This is a genomic window from Paenibacillus sp. LX16 (genome assembly GCF_036252815.1).
Classification (GTDB): domain Bacteria; phylum Bacillota; class Bacilli; order Paenibacillales; family Paenibacillaceae; genus Paenibacillus; species Paenibacillus polymyxa_B.
Map to the genome: position 1 here is coordinate 1,545,604 of NZ_CP141152.1, position 17,046 is coordinate 1,562,649.

Annotated in this window: 14 protein-coding genes; 8 read left to right on the forward strand and 6 right to left on the reverse strand. The window is 44.9% G+C overall.

Annotation, left to right across the window (positions count from 1 at the left end; all coding sequences use genetic code 11):
- Positions 1-37 precede the first annotated feature (37 nt).
- Positions 38-1,657 carry a cobyric acid synthase gene (locus tag T3H97_RS07065; protein ID WP_328802107.1) on the forward strand — a complete coding sequence of 540 codons (1,620 nt, stop codon included), beginning with the start codon at positions 38-40 and terminating at the stop codon, positions 1,655-1,657.
- Between the two features lie 97 nt (positions 1,658-1,754).
- Here T3H97_RS07065 and T3H97_RS07070 read toward each other — a convergent pair whose 3' ends face one another.
- Positions 1,755-3,455, reverse strand: a complete 1,701-nt coding sequence (locus T3H97_RS07070; RefSeq protein ID WP_328802108.1) for a methyl-accepting chemotaxis protein — start codon at positions 3,453-3,455, stop codon at positions 1,755-1,757.
- Positions 3,456-3,952: 497 nt separating this feature from the next.
- Here T3H97_RS07070 and T3H97_RS07075 point away from each other — a divergent pair, with 497 nt between their 5' ends.
- The 5 genes from T3H97_RS07075 (at position 3,953) to T3H97_RS07095 (ending at position 10,881) form a co-directional block, all read left to right on the forward strand.
- Positions 3,953-5,188 carry a PTS transporter subunit EIIC gene (locus T3H97_RS07075; protein ID WP_328802109.1) on the forward strand — a complete coding sequence of 412 codons (1,236 nt, stop codon included), beginning with the start codon at positions 3,953-3,955 and terminating at the stop codon, positions 5,186-5,188.
- A gap of 208 nt (positions 5,189-5,396) precedes the next feature.
- Positions 5,397-6,230 (forward strand): BglG family transcription antiterminator LicT, encoded by an 834-nt coding sequence (gene licT / locus T3H97_RS07080; RefSeq protein WP_023987656.1) that lies wholly within the window; start codon positions 5,397-5,399, stop codon positions 6,228-6,230.
- 169 nt (positions 6,231-6,399) lie between these two features.
- Complete coding sequence (locus T3H97_RS07085) at positions 6,400-8,304, forward strand: beta-glucoside-specific PTS transporter subunit IIABC (RefSeq protein WP_328802110.1); 1,905 nt, start codon at positions 6,400-6,402, stop codon at positions 8,302-8,304.
- A gap of 243 nt (positions 8,305-8,547) precedes the next feature.
- A complete protein-coding gene (locus tag T3H97_RS07090; RefSeq protein ID WP_328802111.1) occupies positions 8,548-9,945 on the forward strand; it encodes an L-cystine transporter in 1,398 nt (465 codons plus the stop codon).
- A gap of 237 nt (positions 9,946-10,182) precedes the next feature.
- On the forward strand, positions 10,183-10,881 hold the full coding sequence (locus T3H97_RS07095; RefSeq protein ID WP_328802112.1) for a queuosine precursor transporter: 699 nt from the start codon (positions 10,183-10,185) through the stop codon (positions 10,879-10,881).
- 66 nt (positions 10,882-10,947) lie between these two features.
- Here the strand turns inward: T3H97_RS07095 and T3H97_RS07100 are convergent, their stop codons facing one another.
- Together T3H97_RS07100 and T3H97_RS07105 are read right to left on the reverse strand one after the other, a co-directional pair.
- A complete protein-coding gene (locus tag T3H97_RS07100) occupies positions 10,948-12,036 on the reverse strand; it encodes a M24 family metallopeptidase (protein ID WP_328802113.1) in 1,089 nt (362 codons plus the stop codon).
- Positions 12,037-12,108: 72 nt separating this feature from the next.
- Positions 12,109-12,837 carry an MBL fold metallo-hydrolase gene (locus T3H97_RS07105; protein WP_328802114.1) on the reverse strand — a complete coding sequence of 243 codons (729 nt, stop codon included), beginning with the start codon at positions 12,835-12,837 and terminating at the stop codon, positions 12,109-12,111.
- 203 nt (positions 12,838-13,040) lie between these two features.
- Here T3H97_RS07105 and T3H97_RS07110 point away from each other — a divergent pair, with 203 nt between their 5' ends.
- Positions 13,041-13,553: a GNAT family N-acetyltransferase gene (locus T3H97_RS07110; RefSeq protein ID WP_328802115.1), complete on the forward strand. Its 513-nt coding sequence runs from the start codon at positions 13,041-13,043 to the stop codon at positions 13,551-13,553.
- A 121-nt stretch (positions 13,554-13,674) separates the two neighbouring features.
- Here the strand turns inward: T3H97_RS07110 and T3H97_RS07115 are convergent, their stop codons facing one another.
- The 3 genes from T3H97_RS07115 to T3H97_RS07125 form a co-directional block, all read right to left on the reverse strand.
- Positions 13,675-14,109 (reverse strand): threonine/serine exporter family protein, encoded by a 435-nt coding sequence (locus tag T3H97_RS07115; protein WP_328802116.1) that lies wholly within the window; start codon positions 14,107-14,109, stop codon positions 13,675-13,677.
- Positions 14,110-14,129: 20 nt separating this feature from the next.
- The gene (locus T3H97_RS07120; RefSeq protein ID WP_013309319.1) at positions 14,130-14,885 is read right to left on the reverse strand and encodes a threonine/serine exporter family protein; all 756 of its coding nucleotides are present in this window, start codon (positions 14,883-14,885) and stop codon (positions 14,130-14,132) included.
- Positions 14,886-14,998: 113 nt separating this feature from the next.
- The gene (locus tag T3H97_RS07125) at positions 14,999-15,853 is read right to left on the reverse strand and encodes a hypothetical protein (protein WP_328802117.1); all 855 of its coding nucleotides are present in this window, start codon (positions 15,851-15,853) and stop codon (positions 14,999-15,001) included.
- Between the two features lie 358 nt (positions 15,854-16,211).
- Here T3H97_RS07125 and T3H97_RS07130 point away from each other — a divergent pair, with 358 nt between their 5' ends.
- On the forward strand, positions 16,212-16,943 hold the full coding sequence (locus T3H97_RS07130; RefSeq protein WP_328802118.1) for an HAD family hydrolase: 732 nt from the start codon (positions 16,212-16,214) through the stop codon (positions 16,941-16,943).
- The last annotated feature ends 103 nt before the right edge of the window (positions 16,944-17,046 follow it).

Genomic DNA, 17,046 nt, shown 5'->3' on the forward strand with positions numbered 1-17,046 from the left:
CAGATTTGAAATGAATTCGTTAAAGGGGAAGAGGCAATTGTCAACTTTCGAACCGTCCTACACAAACCCGGCAGCCGTATTGATGCTTCAAGGAACAGCGTCGGATGTGGGCAAAAGCGTGGTGACGACTGCGCTTTGCCGTATTTTTACGCAGGACGGATATCGTCCCGCACCGTTTAAGTCGCAAAATATGGCATTAAACTCTTATGTTACCGAGGACGGCAAGGAAATTGGACGAGCTCAGGGGGTGCAGGCTGAGGCCTGCGGTATTGAGGCCACAACTGATATGAATCCGATTCTGATTAAGCCGGTCAAAGATATGCACTCACAAATTGTTGTACACGGTGTACCTTATGCCTATATGAGCGCCTCCGATTACCGGAAGGATTTTTTGCCAAAAGCCAAACAGACCGTCATGGATGCTCTGAATCGGTTGCGTGATACCTATGATATTGTCCTTATGGAAGGGGCGGGCAGCCCGGCAGAGATTAATTTGAAGGACCGCGATATCGTAAATATGAATCTGGCAGGTTGGGCGGATGCTCCAGTGTTGCTTATTTCAGATATCGACCGGGGCGGTGTTTTTGCCTCTCTCGTAGGAACTATCGAATTACTGGAACCCCATGAAGTACAGCGTATCCGCGGATTTATCATCAATAAATTCAGAGGTGATCTGTCTCTGCTTCAACCAGGATTAGACTGGCTGGAAGAACGGACAGGCATTCCTGTACTCGGTGTATTGCCCTATCTGCCAGACATTCGCATTGAAGCAGAGGATTCGGTAGTATTGGATAAGAAGCCCAAGCAATCTGCAAAGGATAAAGAACTGGATATTGCGGTGATACGATATCCGCGGATTTCCAATTTTACAGACACGGATGCTCTGGCCGCAGAGCCGGATGTGAGTGTTCGTTATGTCACAGAAGCCGGACAGTTGGGCGTACCGGACGCCATTATCTTACCGGGGACCAAAGACACCATTGGAGACCTGCTGGAATTGCGTGAGAGAGGTCTGGAGAAAGACATTCGGCAGGCTATGAATACCGGATGCACACAGCTAGTTGGCATTTGTGGAGGTTATCAGATGCTGGGTACCGCACTATTTGATCCCGAAGCCGTCGAATCTGGGTTGCCGCAGCAGGCAGAAGGGTTAGGTTGGCTGGCTCTATCCACGACCTTTTTAAAGGAAAAGCAAACCGTACGCGTACAGGGAACCCTGTCTAATTATTGCCCGCTTTTGCTTAGCACTGCGCCTGATTCGGGTTCTGCCTCCAAGCCTAGCATTGAAGGCTATGAAATACATATGGGCGTTACGGAGTATGTTACGGAACCATTCGCACCTACAGATAGAACTTTAAACCTAAGCGAAATGAAAAGGATATTCCATATCCGGCGTGGCGAAGGAACAGCTTTTGAGGAAGGCTGGGGTACGACAGATGGTAAAGTATGGGGAACCTATTTACATGGTGTGTTTGATAATGACCGTTTTCGCCGGTGCTGGCTGGATGGATTGCGACAAGCCAAGGGCTTGGCACCTTTAGAAAGCACTTTTACTGTACGTGAAGCCAAGGAACGAGAGTTTGACCGTGTCGCAGAGGTGGTACGGGCTCATTTAGATATGGAGCAAATTTATCGTATTATGGGAATGAATTCATAAACTTCATGGATGATTATTAAAATCGCTTTAAAAAAATAAAGAGGTATCTCTACAGCCATTTTCAAGACTGTGAGATACCTCTTTGTATTATATTGGCTTACGTAATTTTAAATTTTTGGACAGCCTTTTGCAGTTCGGTTGCTTGTTTGCTTAATTGGCGAACAACCTCGCTGTGGCTTTCCATTTCATTCAGTTGCTCATCGGCATTTAAACCGATTTCTTGAATCATATGCTGTGCATTGGCAGCGATGAGAGCTGTCTCTTCCACGGAAGCAGATACTTCCTCCGAGCTGGCGGATACTTGCTCCGTTGCTGCAGATACCGTTTGAATCGTAGCATTGATCTTTTGCATAAGCTCACTTAGCTGGTTAAAGGCTGAGCTCGCTTGTTGAACCATTTCCGTTCCCGAATGAATTTCACGGCTCACCTGGGTCACAGAGTCCACAGATTGTTGCGATACTTCTTGAATGGTAACCAAATAGTCGGAAATTTCTTGTGTGGCTTCTTTAGATTGCTCGGCAAGCTTGCGTACTTCTCCGGCTACTACGGCAAAGCCCCGTCCATGTTCGCCCGCACGGGCAGCTTCAATGGAGGCATTCAGGGACAACATTTGAATTTGTTTCGTAATATCGAAAATAGCCGAAACGATACTGCCAATGGCTTCTGAGCGCTCATTCATACTATGGATGTATCGAAGCGATTCATCGGCAGCATGTCCTACCTGTGACATTTGAGCTACAGCTTTTTGAGCGAGCGTATTACCGTTAACCGTTTCTTTCGTCGCTTCACTGATTTGATCGGATACATCATTGGCAGAGGAGGCGATGTGCTGAACACCTTGAGCGATTTCCTCCATAGCCTGTGCATTTTCAGCAGCAGCTGTAGCTATGCTGGTACTGCCCTTCGCTACTTCCTCTGCGGCAACTGTAGAGTCCTGCACTTTTACACTCATAGCCTCAGTCCGACGAAGCAGCTCGTCCGATCCTTCAACAACCGCACCGGATGTAGAAAGCACATGGCCGATCATTTCTTTCAAGTTATGAGACATGGATTGGAAGCTACGGGCAAGTTGGGCAATTTCATTAACCCCATGAACCTTCGCTTCTTGTGAAAGATCACCTTGAGCAATTTTTTCGCTATGACGAACCAATTCAGCAATGGGTTCTACAACTTTACGTATCACGAGGGTAGAAATAATTCCGCCCAGCAGGAGCGTTGCCACTGTAATACCTATGCAAATCCATAAAATTTGTTGGGATTTTTCCTGTACGAATCCGACATCTTCGTTCACACCCAGAACTAGATTACTACCCGATATAGCAAAGAAGGCAGTTTTGTGTACTCCGTACGAATCACTGTAAATTTCACTGATATTCATCTCGCCTTGTTTTGCTTTTTTAATATCCTCTACAGGAATGAGTGCATTCTTGACCTTGTATACTGATTTTACATTCCGTGCGACGACTTCGGCTTTACCATCCTTCACTACCGCGATATATGCCGATTCTAATTTGAGGGTATCGACCTTGTCCTGAAGATAGGATTCCATCTGTATAGCGGAGCCGGAATCAGAACCGCTTCCTTGCCCAGCCTGAACAGCTAAGGAAATATTGAGATCCTGATATACATTTTTAGCTCCAATTTCTAGCAATTGGTCTACCTGAGGCATGACACTGTTATTAATGATACTCATGGATATTGCATAGAAACTGATGCTAAACAAAAGGGATGCAAAGAGCTGAATCAGCAAAAACATAATTCGTAATTTCGCGCCAATGGAACGATTAAAACTCTTCATGAAAATTCTCCTCTCACATGATGGTAATAAAGTCACGAATTCCCCTGCTTGATGTAGTCCGCTTGTCTAATAAGATGCTAGACACGCCATGATCTACTTGTTTTCCTCTCCTTGCTTGAAGAAAATACTGAAAATGTTCGGATTCTATGTATATTTCAGCTGTATTCAAGGAACAAGAATGTGAAAGGGAAGTAATCCATGATTTACTAAAAAGTAGGTTAGACCTATTTTACATAATTAACAGGCGGTTGAATAGTCATATTTGCCCAAAAACAAACAAAAAATATATAACTATGGTCTTAGGTGTTTAGATGTAAGTTTGATGTAAATAATCGGTGCATAAAAACGAATAGATTACTCCTTCTTTAAAACTATTGTAAAAAAGAAGTAATATAAGTAGCATAAGGAATACCGCTTTTATGACAATATTCTTCTAAGCTTGGTTTGTAAGTTCGAAAGTGGTCTTCAATATACATATAAAAGGGGAAAAGGTTGTTATGAATCGGGATTTACTTTCCAAAGAAGTGATTTCGCAGGTCAGAGGAGAAGATACACAGGAGCTGACTTCCGGCAGTTATAGAGCTGCCACAGGAAGAAATCCGATAAGTCGACTATTAGATTATGTATCAGGCGTATTTACTTCGATCTTGCCGGCAATGATTGGTGCGGGAATGATCAAGGTAATTATATTAGTTTTAATGTCCTTCGGTTTATTGTTGTCTGATCCGCAGGTATATACTATTTTAATGGCTATCAGCGATGGGGTATATTACTTTCTACCTATTTTTGTTGCGGCAAGTGCGGCAAGAAGGCTGCGCAGCAATGTATTTGTTGCGGCAGCCATCGCAGTATCCGTATTCCATCCCCAACTAACAAGTTTATTCCAGTCAAGTGAGGAGGTACGTTTTGCCGGTCTGCCAGTTATAGACCCACAAGCTGCTTCATCTATAGTACTCATACTTGTTGTCGTTTGGATAGCATCGTATGTCGAAAAATGGTTAGACAGGTATATCCCTTATTCACTTAAATTAATAGTTGTCCCGACGTTGACACTGATGATCACTATACCTTTAATGGTGTTCGCTTTCGGGCCACTGTGGAGTTATCTCGGCCAACATGTATCCGATGGACTAGGCTGGTTGTTTGACAATGCAGAAGTGTTTACAGGGTTGTTGCTCGGAGGCACGATGTCTTTGCTTATTATTGCAGGTATGCAATATATAATGCTACCGATTATGCTCAGCTCGCTTACAACATTGGGGTATGATCATGTTTTTCCCGTGGTCATTGCAGCGGCTTTCGCTCAGGCTGGCGCAACATTTGGCGTATGTGTTAAATCCAAAAATCCCAAAGTCAAAACGCTGGCTGCGTCCACAGGTTTGTTAGCCATGCTGGGAATCATTGAACCGGCCATGTATGGTGTCAATGTCCGTTTCAAAAAACCGTTAATAGCAGTTATGATCGGTGGAGCTGTTGGTGGGACATGTATGTGTCTGTTTGAAACGGAGCTTACTAGTATTGGTGTCTCTGCTGGGCTGCTCAGCTTACCTTTATTTTCTGAACCCACGCTTATTTACGGTATTGTGGGTATACTAATTTCGTTTGTTACGGCTGGCGTAATTACGTATTTTATGGGCTTTGTGGATGAAAAAGATGAGCATTCGCAAGTAGTTTCTACTTCTGACATGAATGCTTCTCCGAACTCGGTTGTGGAAAAGAGTTCTAATAGTTAAGATGCAACGCCAACGACCCAAAGCTCCATGAAAGTGTTTACAAAAAAATATTGTCAGCTCAGTGTTTATATGATACTATGGGAGCAGTTATTCAAAACTGCACAATCGTGGATTGTTACTGAGCATATCGGGCAAAACCATAAGCAGGCACTATGTGTCAGTTTTGGTTTTGCTTTTTTTACTACTCCAAGCGGCTTAAGGTGATGGAATGAAGATAGCAAAGGTGCTGAATAATAACGTCGTAACGGTCATTGATGAACAGCAGAAAGAATTAGTCATTATGGGTAGAGGAATTGCTTTTAAAAAAAACACAGGCGATGAGATTGAAGAAGAGAAAATCGAGAAAATTTTCAAACTTGAAAGTACCGAGGTTTCCCGCAAACTCATGACCCTGATGTCTGATATCCCTATTGAGTATGTTGAAATTTCTGATGAAATCATCCAATATGCTAAAACGATACTTGGTGTAGAGTTGCATGACAGCATCTATATTTCGCTGACGGATCATATCCATTTTGCCATAGAGCGCTATCGTTTGGGTATGGATATCAAAAATGCACTTTACTGGGAAATTAAGCGGATGTACCGCAAGGAATTCACGATTGGGACCAAAGCATTGCACATGATTCAGGATAAGCTAGGAGTCACACTTCCGGATGATGAAGGAGCATTTATCGCCTTACATTTGGTGAATGCACAGCTTAACAGTGAAATGCGCGAAACGATAACCCTGACGAACATTGTCAAGGATATCATAAATATTGTAAGTCGCTTTTTTGTAATGGATCTGGATGAAGAGTCGTTAAGCTATTACCGCTTTATTACACATCTCAAATTTTTTGCTCAACGGGTAATGAACGGGACTCCTGTACAAAATACAGATAATTCCCTTCATGATATGGTTAAGGTTCAGTATAAGAATGCTTACGCCTGCGCGGAAAAAATAAGAGATTATACGACTAAAATCTATGGTCGAAGCTTGTCCCAGGATGAGATGTTGTATCTCACCATTCATATCGAGCGTATCATTAAAAATCAATGATTTCATGTAGGATCAGGGATTTAGGATTGCTACTTCTAACCCAGAAGGCAAAACCTGAATGCTGAAAGAAGATTGGCTTTTTATAAGCTGTCTGCTTTCTGTATTCAGGTTTTTTTATTGCCCATTTTCGCATTTTATTTTATACCTTAAAAGAAAAGAGGAACACCTCATGGATCGAAATCAATTATCCAAAGAGATACTTACACTGGTTGGTGGTGAAGAAAACGTAGAGCAGGTCATTCACTGCATGACCCGCTTGCGCTTCAACCTTCATGATGATAAGAAAGCTCGGAAAGAGCAGTTGCAAAAAACGGATGGCGTCATGGGAGTCATGGAGAGTGGCGGCCAGTTTCAGGTTATTATCGGTAATGATGTAGCTAACGTGTACAAATCGTTGGTAAGCAACATGTCCAAGGCTCCGCAAAGTGACTCAGGAGCAAGCACTGCATCTAAGAAAAAACAAAACCCGATCAGCAAACTGTTCGACTTTATTGCAGGTATGTTTACACCGATTTTGCCGGCGATCACCGGTGCAGGTATGATCAAAGGGATCATTGCCCTATTGGTAGCTATGCACTGGATGTCTGACAAGAGTCAAACCTATACGATTTTAGCGGCAATAGGTGACGGTGCGTTCTACTTCCTGCCTATTATTCTAGCTGTCAGTGCGGCTAGAAAACTCGGCAGTAATATGTTTATCGCGGCGGCGGTAGGAGCTTCTATTTTACATCCGGACATTACAGCATTACTGGCATCTAATGTGAAGGTTAGCTTTATTGGCCTTCCGGTGACAGCGGCCACGTATTCGTCGACCGTTATTCCAATCGTTATCGCTATCTGGCTGGCGTCCTATGTTGAAAAATTCATTGATAAGTATACTCATGCATCATTGAAATTGCTTGTTGTCCCAACACTGACTCTATTGATTATTGTACCTTTGACATTGATTGCTGTAGGACCGTTAGGCTCTATTATTGGTAATGGCCTGTCGGGTGGTATCTCTTGGTTGTTTGAAAATACAGGTGCACTTGCAGGCCTACTGCTAGGCGGTACCTTCTCCCTGATCATTATGACAGGTATGCACTACGCGTTGGTTCCTATTATGATTGGTTCTATTGCAACGTTGGGCTTTGACTACATGATTCCGATTATGGGAGCGGCTAACCTGGCACAGGCTGGTGCTGCACTGGGTGTATTCTTAAAATCCAAAAATGCCAAAGTCAAAACAGTGGCTTTCTCGACGAGCTTGACGGCTATTATGGGTGTAACTGAGCCTGCAATGTATGGTGTGAATATGCGGTTTAAAAAACCATTTACTGCTGCGTTGATCGGCGGAGCTGTCGGCGGGGGCTTTATGAGCTTGTTTGGCACAAAAGCGTATGTTATGGGTGGACTTGTTGGTGTGCCTGGACTGGCGATGTTTATTGGACCGACTTTCTTGTACGCAATCCTTGGTCTGATTATTGCATTTGTAGTTGCTACGATTGTTACCTATTTGATCGGCTTTACAGATGAAAAGAACGAAGAAGCACCACAAGCAACAACGGGCGCTACCGGAGACATCTCTACTGATGAAATAGCACAATCTGCTGTATCCTCACTGCCCAAAGGTGAGAAAATCCCGGTATACAGCCCGATTATGGGTGAAGTTAAGCCGCTCAGTGAAGTCAATGACCCTGCATTTTCTCAAGAAATCATGGGTAGAGGCTGGGCTATTGAACCATCCGAAGGCCGGGTTGTTTCCCCAGTTGATGGCACAGTGTTCTCCATTTCCAAAAGTGGGCATGCTGTTGGATTGGTGAGTGATTCAGGACTTGAAATGCTCATTCACGTTGGGATGGATACGGTTAAGCTAAAAGGACTTCATTTTACGCCTCATCTTAAAGCAGGAGATCGTGTTAAGGTAGGAGACCTCGTGCTGGAGTTTGACCTGGTGGAAATCCGCAAGGCTGGTTATGAAACGATAACGCCTGTTATTGTTACGAATGTAGCTCAGTTTAGCGAGTTGGAGTCCGCTGGTAATCAGCATAAAGTGGTTAAGGAACAGGAACTGTTATACACAGTGATCGTCTAACGGCTGAATAAAAATTTACGCCTAAGTTGAATACGTGTCGTTGTGTTCAGGACAAAAAACAGCAAGCCTTCGAAAGATGAAGGCTTGCTGTTTGGCATTTTTAATAAAACCCAAAGTTGAAGCGGCTTAACTATTTTATTGTTATAAAACCTACAAAAATAGTTGGTTTTGTGATATAGTAATCTTCGGATTGAAGGATCACCTTATAAAACATATTAAGTATAAGTTTGGAGGAAATAATACATGGATACCTTCTTTATTATTTTAAATGTAATCGTGCTGCTTTTGCTGCTAGGCGTATTGGTCTGGATGCAGAAAAAGCACATCTCCTTTACAAAAAGAGTATTTGCCGGACTTGGCTTCGGACTGATCTACGGGGCTGTTCTACAATATGCCTATGGGGCAGGCTCAGACGTCATTACAAAATCGGTTGATTGGTTCAACCTCGCAGGTAACGGTTATGTCCGTTTGCTGCAAATGGTCGTTATTCCGCTTATCATGGTGTCGATTATTTCGGCTATTATGAATTTGAAGGGAAGACAGAACCTTGGCAAAATCAGCGTGTCCATTATTGCAGTACTACTGATTACAACGGCAATTGCTGCTTCAGTTAGCATTGTAACTAGCCTGTCGTTTGACCTAAAGGCAATTGAGATTCAAGGTGGGGAAAAGGAACAAGCACAGGGCTTGAAGATGGAAGAGCGCCTTGGAACAATTCAGGACATGACCATTCCACAGCAGGTGCTGGAATTTATTCCTTCAAATCCTTTTGAGGATATGACGGGAGCACGTCGTACGTCGACGCTGGCGGTGGTAATATTCTCGGCCTTTATCGGGGTGGCTGTGCTCGGATTGGATCGTAAAAAACCGGAACAGGCGCAAACCTTCCGTAAAGTGATTGATGCAGTGTACGCTGTAGTGATGCGGATTGTAACGCTGGTGCTGAGATTGACACCTTACGGTATTTTAGCACTGATCACTAAAGTAGTAGCTACGACCAATCCAGATGAAATTTTGAAGCTAATCAAGTTTGTGCTCGCTTCTTATGTGGCTCTGTTGGTCATGTTTATCATTCATCTTATTTTGCTGGCCTTGTTCGGCTACAATCCGGTGACGTATGTGAAAAAGGTATTGCCTACACTGGTTTTTGCTTTTACTTCTCGTTCCAGTGCGGCGACCATTCCGTTAAATGTTGAAACACAAACGAAAAAGCTGGGTGTGTCCGACGGCATCGCGAATCTGTCTGCGACCTTGGGAGCGACTATTGGGCAAAACGGCTGTGCTGGTATTTATCCGGCAATGCTGGCGGTCATGATTGCCCCAACCGTGGGTATTGATCCAACGAGCTGGGATTTTATCCTCACGCTTATTCTGGTCGTTACGGTCAGCTCGTTCGGCGTGGCGGGTGTAGGCGGTGGTGCCACTTTCGCTTCCCTGATTGTGCTTTCCACCATGAATCTTCCAGTGGCATTAGCAGGATTACTCATTTCAGTCGAACCGCTGATTGATATGGGACGCACAGCGTTAAATGTCAATGATTCTATTACCGCAGGCCTCATTTCAGGCAAGGTGCTCAAGGAGAACGATCAAGACGTGTTCAACAATCAAGGTATGGATTTGGATGCAACGGCGCACTCTTAAGTAAATGATAAGATGCAGTCTCATAGCGCATCTGTAGCCTATATAACAGACGTACAGTGTGTACTCAATATAAAGAGCCGACCTTAAGGTCGGCTCTTTATATTAGGCTTATGGCAGTGTAAAATATTGCTGTTCACAAATCCTAATCTATGATACATTAAAATAATGTTTTTCCGGCTTGCTTCGGATGAACCGCGGTTCGCAACCATCCCGCGCTATCAAAACTAGGAGGATTTCATGTTTAATCTGTTATGGGGGGCAGCTTTTGTCCTCGTCAATTTTATGTTCTTTTTGTTATGTTATCGGTTGTTCGGTAAAAAAGGGCTGTACGCCTGGATTGGCGTTGCTACTGTACTAGCCAACATTCAGGTAACCAAAACGATTGATCTGGTGGGCATCACCACGACATTGGGAAATACGATGTATGTTTCTATGTATATGGCCAGCGACTTACTGAATGAAAAATATGGGCCTAAAGAGGCGCGTAAAGCTGTGTGGTTCGGCTTTTTCACTCTGATTATGACGACGATCACGATGCAAATGGTGCTGCAATTCGAGCCTACTGCAACGGATTTTGCCCAGACACCGATGCAACAGCTGTTTGGATTGTTGCCAAGGCTTGCGCTTGCCAGCTTGACAGCCTATGCGGTCAGTCAATTGCTGGACGTGCGTCTGTACGCCTGGATTCGCAAGTTCTTCCCGGAACGTCATCAGCTCTGGATTCGCGGCAATGGCAGCACGATGATCAGCTCGTTTATAGATACGCTCATTTTCTGTACTATTGCTTTTTACGGTTATGCGTGGGGAATATGGCTTGAGATATTATTCACCACCTACATCTTAAAATTTGTACTGACCGCGGCGGGTACACCCATTTTGTACATCGCACGCAATTTCCGCTTTATAGAAGAGGAGGGGCAAACCCTCAAGCCATGATGGCTTGGGGTTGCCCCTCCTCTTTTCATACTTTTTTACATACCAATATAATGAATAGCGTTGGGGTTATCCCAGCACTGTCAGTTCTTTTGGAAAAGAGGTAAGCACTTCAACACCATCAGAGGTGACCAAAACGTCATCTTCAATCCGTACACCGCCGAGGCCTGGCACATAGATGCCGGGTTCGATTGTGAACACGAAGCCTTCATGAAGTAGATCGCTATTGCCTCCGTGTACAGATGGATATTCGTGAACACTCATGCCAAGGCCGTGTCCAACTCGATGGTTAAAGGCAGGGCCGTATCCGGCGGCTTCAACAACAGCTCGTGCTGCCTGATCTACGGATGCGCAGGAAACTCCCGGGCGAATGGCGGCAATTCCCGCTTCGTTCGAGCGAAGAACCGTATTATAAATCGTTTCCAGCTCAGTCGATAACTTTCCAAAAGCAAAAGTACGTGTAATATCCGAAGCATATCCATCGGAATATACGCCCATATCAAACATGAGCAGATCGCCATGCTGTAGCTTGCGGGTGCCTGGAATACCATGAGGCAAGGCTGTTTTGGGTCCAGACAGCACTGTTGTGTCAAAGGATGGGCCATCTGCGCCGATTTTTTTCATCTGATATTCGATTTCGGCCACTAGCTCGACTTCCGTCACTCCTTCGCGCACATGGGTGAGGCCGTGGCGAAGAGCATCTTCCACCAAACGAGCTGCATGTTTCAGACGTTGTACTTCCTCAGGAGTTTTTCTCACACGCATTTCTTGAAGCACAGGACCCAGATCCACATATTGAGCGGCGCCAATAGCAGTATGTAGCTGTTCATAACGGAGGACGGAGACGTGCTCCTTTTCCAGCGCGAATGTTTTCACTCCGGTGCCTGTACGTTGACGCAACAGATCATATGGATTGTCCGTATCGGTGTGGGTGGATATACGAGTCACAGAAGAAGCAGCTTGGGCGGCTTCTGCATCTAGGGCGGGTACGATCAGTTCTGGTTCTTGGTCACGAAGCAGCACGAGACCAAGAAAACGCTCATGCGGATCACTGGCAAAGCCCGTCAGGTAGTAAATATGTTTGGGATCGGTCACAAGCAGGCCATCCCAAGATTGTGATTTCAGTTCATCATATAATCTTGTAATTTTATCATTCATAGAGTCTCATTCCTTTCTGTCCATGTATTCATTATAGCTCTTATTACATCTTAATTTATAGCTTTGAATGGCTTATTCTCTTGCCTGACTTAATGTTTGCAGACGTGCTTGTACGTTCTGATCATAGTAGCCGCCATGGTAGCAGATTACCTTTTCAATATCCAATACCGTCAGCTTTTCGAGGCTCTTCAGAGCCAATGGCATATCCGGCGTAGCCGACTCAGCGGGACCGACCAGTTCACCTTCGACTACCAGCAGTTCATCTGCTGCCAACAGCAGCTTTTGTGCGGGCACATACAAGCTGATATGCCCGGGCGTGTGGCCGGGTGTATGAATAATCTGTATTCCTCCACCATAGGGTAGATACTCACCGTCATCAAGAATATGGGCAAAGCGCAAATCTGGCAGACGGCGAATCATATCCTCTGCCTGCTGCTTGAGCACAGTATCCATCTGTTTAATCCGTTCCGACGTCAGCTTCACAAACGGTCGCTCTCCTGTCATGTAAGGAACGTCATCCTTATGGGCTAACAGGGCAGTATTCGGCAGCAGGTCCAGCAGTGCATGAACATTTCCGATATGGTCAATATCCTGATGTGTTAAAATAATTCTTTTCAGGCGGCTGATATCCTCACCCACATCTGAAATAGCCTTGCGTAATGGCTCCAATTGGCCGAGCATTCCCGTATCAATCAGTGTAAGTCCATCTTCGTCCTTGAGCAGTACAGGATAAATGGTCGTTTTTCCAAAAAAAGATTCCATAGGTACTTTCAAAATCAAGAGTTGAGTTCCAATATTCATATTAAGCTGCTTCAGAATCCTTGACTCCGAAACATACCTCCCGTCTCATGGTGTTAAATCGCCTATCCCGTTTTTATTTCTCTTTGTCTTCAAGCTCTATTATAAAACCCTTTGGGACTAATCCGCAAAACAACTCGATATGGCTGATCGGGCACTTGTCTTGTACAATAAATAAATCACACAATAGGAGGCGGATACGAATAATGAATAAGGACCAATCTTTTTCCATTGAATTTGCGTGCAGAGAGGATCTTTCCGATATTGTGGATATTTATAATTCTACGATTGCAGGACGAATGGTCACGGCAGATTTGGAACCAGTGACAGTGGAGAGCCGCATTCCATGGTTTGAGGCTCATCAGGAAAACCACCGGCCTTTATGGGTATTAAAACAAAAGGGAACAATTGCCGGTTGGGCCAGCCTTCAGTCCTTTTATGGGCGTCCAGCTTATAACGGTACAGCAGAAATTAGCATTTACGTCCATGAGGATTCTCGTGGAACCGGGACAGGAAGTCGTCTGGTACAGCACTTGCTAAATGAATGTCCGAGACTGGGGATTACCACGTTGTTGGGATTTGTTTTTGGTCATAATGAGCCAAGTATTGGGCTGCTGCGGAAGTTTGGTTTTGAGCAATGGGGATACTATCCACGTGTAGCTGTGCTGGACGGCATAGAGCGAGATTTAGCGATATTGGGTAAGCGAGTGGATGAATAATAGCTTATGGCATATAAATATTCTTTGTAATGTGTACAGAAAAAGGCTGTTTCCAAAATCGTCTCATACACTGCAGATGATTTTGGGAGCAGCCTCTTTTACTTTGCTATTTTCATCACTTTTAGCGCTGTGGTTTAAAACGTATACTGTGGAAAATTTGATTAAGGACCTCAGACAGCACCAAACCGACAGCAATAGCTCCTGAGATCATCAGCGTGCTCATGGCCAGCTCCAGAGCCTGAGGATAATGTTGTTGTACGAACTGGCGCATGGCATTATAGGCCATTCCCCCTGGAACGAGCGGAATCATGCCTGCCACACTGAAAATAATCACAGGCATTTTGTACAGCCGCGCAAAGCCTTGACTGACGATGCCGATGAGGATCGTTGCCAAAAGGCTGGCGCTCACAGGTCCCATGCTGTCCGTGGTTGAATAATAAACAAGCCAGCCCAACATCCCGACAAAACCGCATTGTAGCAGGGAGCGTCGGGGAGCGTGGAAGAGTATGCCAAAACCAGCGGTGGCAATAAAGCTTGTGAATAATTGTGCAAGCATAGACTTGAATCTCCTCCGAATCACATATAAGAAATGATAACTGCAACGCCAGCTCCAATGCCGAAAGACGTCAGGCAAGCATCGGCTCCCTTGGAAAGACCCGAAACAAGGTGCCCGGACATTAAATCACGAATGGCATTTGTAATTAACAAGCCTGGAACCAGTGGCATGACGGAGCCAATAATAATTTTATCCATCATCTGTCCCCAGCCTACTATCGTTAATAGAGCCGCCAGCAAGCCGATTAGAAAAGATGCAGAAAACTCTGAGAAAAACTTAACCTTAACGAGCCTGTGAAAATACTGTACAGCTGCAAATCCGATACCTCCGCATAACACAGCTGCGGGGAAATCCCGCCAAACTCCACCAAACATGATCATAAAGCAACCACTGGCCAACGCAGCAGCCATCAGCTGTACACGGTTGGAATAGCGAAGGGGGCCGCGTTCAATCTCCGAAAGCTCCTTGACGGCAGCGCGAGGAGACAAATCACCTGTGCTGATTTTACGTGAAATGGAATTGACCTCTGTCACCTTGTGCAAATCAGTGGTCCGCTCTACGATGCGGATGAGCTTGGCAGGCTCCGAGTCATTAATGGCAAAAAAAATCCCAGTTGGTGTTACATAGCTATGGGACTGGGATATGCCATAGGCCGAAGCAATTCGGGACATCGTGTCTTCAACACGATAGGTTTCGGCTCCATTTTGCATCATCAGTTTGCCCGCCAACAGACAAACCTCAATGATTTCAGGAGTAGGATAGGAATGATTATTCATACTCGCTCTCTTTCATTCGTACCGGGCCGTTCGACCCTATTATTTTCATTTATTGTAGCACAAAAAGCCGCCTTTTCAGAGGCGGTTATGTTAGGGGGAACCGAAGGATTTCGTCAAGATTCTATCATATCGGGAATAACGGTATAGTAAGACTCTTCCAGATATGTTGCGGCCTCAGATAGACCCATCAGCTTAAGCTGTCCAGCTACAAAAGCACGAAGGGCAGAATGGGTGAACAGATGCCGTGTCTGGGCATCCCGAATAAAGGCCAGTCTGGCTTCACGCGAACCGTTATAGAACAATTCACGCACAGCTTCGCCTTGTTGTTCCCAAAGGAAAGGCTCCGTTACGGTCAAGAGGGTACTTTCCATAGAAGAGCTATGCTTCGCGGAAGAAGATACCTGAATGCCCAAGCCGTTCAGCGTAGGAGCTGCTTCATTGTGCTTCCGTTCTGCTCGCAAGCTGTCGATATAGGCAGCCATATTCTGAATCGGTTCGATACCAAATCGTTCCCGAAAGCATTCGCGTACAAACGCGGTGCGTTCATCTACAAGCTGAGGCAGTCGCTGACCTGCATGTCCAGAATAGTCGTCTCCGCTGGCGTAGTATCGTTTTAATGAACTGTTCTCTGTATAAACAACGCTTAAAAAATCCTGCAAATGACGGGCAACCACCCATACACCCGTCCAATCGACGGGAGATACGCATACGATAGGGGCCTGTGAAAGGTCCTTTTCAAGACCAAAATCCGTTAAAAAGCCATAATGTATTCCGTCCACTCCTGCGTGGGCAAAAGGAATAACATCTGGTGGTGTAGCCATATATCGTGGCGCGCGGCCCTGCTCCATAATCAATCCCAAATCAAAACTCAGAGAATGCCGGTTCGCTTCGAGCTCCTTTTCAAATTCTATAAGTGCCTCAATCAAAGGTGTAGCTGATCCATAGGTTAGGTTAGAACCGGAATCCATCGTGTATGCCTCCCTTATCCAATACATCCATAAAGCGTTCATCCCTAAAAGGTACGTGATTTTACACGAAATGTAAACCTGTATGACGAATCTTTTCAAAAATGTGACCTTTTACCCGTGTGTTGTCAAATAAAACGCTTTCGGGCAAAGCAGGACAAGATACCTATGTTAGCTCGGTAGAGAAGTAAAGTGGGTTTGCGAAAATGCGGTCTTTTCAGTGTATGCTAGCAACCGTGAAGTGTGATTGCAGGATGCGCGGTGTGAAGGACAGGGTGCAACGTAACAGGCCAACGGGTATAATATCAGGACAAGGTGAAAAGGAGCGTCATCCGAAGATTTAACAGAAAGAAGTGGGCATATGAACTTGCAAAAGAAGGCTATTTTTTTTGATGTAGATGATACGATGTACGATCATTTGCACCCTACACGCGATGCATTGCGTACAGTATTAGGATTGAGTGAGCGTTTTCCTTATGAGAAAGCCTACCATCGTATTCGCTATTACAGCGATGTACTGTCGGCTAAAGGAGGACTATTGGAGGGGAAGGCAGGGCCAGATGAACTGGATGAGATGAGGGAAGGCCGTTTCATTCTGGCTTTACAAGAATTCGGGATAGAAGTTACCCGTGAGCAGGCAGTACATGTTCAACAAGAATACTTGGATCGTCAGTACCGAATTGAGCCTTTTGAGGGGGCTACCTCGTTAATAAATGATTTGAGCTCGGCTGGCTTTTTAGTTGGATTAATTACAAACGGTCTTGAAGAACACCAGATGAGCAAGATCAAGGCCATGGCACTAGAAAATCATGTTGCAGCAGAGCATATCTTTGTATCTGGGACCGTTGGCTATGCCAAGCCTGATCCGCGCATTTTTGAAGTAGTGAACGAACGGACAGGAACGTTAGCAGAGCACTGCTGCTATATTGGGGATTCCTGGCGTAATGACGTGACAGGAGCTATAGCTGCGAATTGGCAGGTGATCTGGTTCAATCACAGGAACGCTCCCCCGGAGACTGACGTGCTGGGGATCTATAAAACAGCAGCAAGCTATGCAGAGTTAAGAAGGTTGCTGCTGCCGGACGCTCGTTAGACACGGGACATACCGTATTTTTTAAAAGAATCAACCTATTTTGAAGCCATTCCAAAAGATAACCCGTAATACTATTTATCTGTTATAGAACTAACTTCATTGG

Excerpts from the sequence above, each read along its gene's own strand:
- T3H97_RS07070 (WP_328802108.1), bottom strand. The coding sequence starts at position 3,455 with ATGAAGAGTTTTAATCGTTCCATTGGCGCGAAATTACGAATTATGTTT.
- T3H97_RS07075 (WP_328802109.1), top strand. The coding sequence starts at position 3,953 with ATGAATCGGGATTTACTTTCCAAAGAAGTGATTTCGCAGGTCAGAGGA.
- licT (WP_023987656.1), top strand. The coding sequence starts at position 5,397 with ATGAAGATAGCAAAGGTGCTGAATAATAACGTCGTAACGGTCATTGAT.
- T3H97_RS07085 (WP_328802110.1), top strand. The coding sequence starts at position 6,400 with ATGGATCGAAATCAATTATCCAAAGAGATACTTACACTGGTTGGTGGT.
- T3H97_RS07090 (WP_328802111.1), top strand. The coding sequence starts at position 8,548 with ATGGATACCTTCTTTATTATTTTAAATGTAATCGTGCTGCTTTTGCTG.
- T3H97_RS07095 (WP_328802112.1), top strand. The coding sequence starts at position 10,183 with ATGTTTAATCTGTTATGGGGGGCAGCTTTTGTCCTCGTCAATTTTATG.
- T3H97_RS07100 (WP_328802113.1), bottom strand. The coding sequence starts at position 12,036 with ATGAATGATAAAATTACAAGATTATATGATGAACTGAAATCACAATCT.
- T3H97_RS07105 (WP_328802114.1), bottom strand. The coding sequence starts at position 12,837 with ATGAATATTGGAACTCAACTCTTGATTTTGAAAGTACCTATGGAATCT.
- T3H97_RS07110 (WP_328802115.1), top strand. The coding sequence starts at position 13,041 with ATGAATAAGGACCAATCTTTTTCCATTGAATTTGCGTGCAGAGAGGAT.
- T3H97_RS07115 (WP_328802116.1), bottom strand. The coding sequence starts at position 14,109 with ATGCTTGCACAATTATTCACAAGCTTTATTGCCACCGCTGGTTTTGGC.
- T3H97_RS07120 (WP_013309319.1), bottom strand. The coding sequence starts at position 14,885 with ATGAATAATCATTCCTATCCTACTCCTGAAATCATTGAGGTTTGTCTG.
- T3H97_RS07125 (WP_328802117.1), bottom strand. The coding sequence starts at position 15,853 with ATGGATTCCGGTTCTAACCTAACCTATGGATCAGCTACACCTTTGATT.
- T3H97_RS07130 (WP_328802118.1), top strand. The coding sequence starts at position 16,212 with ATGAACTTGCAAAAGAAGGCTATTTTTTTTGATGTAGATGATACGATG.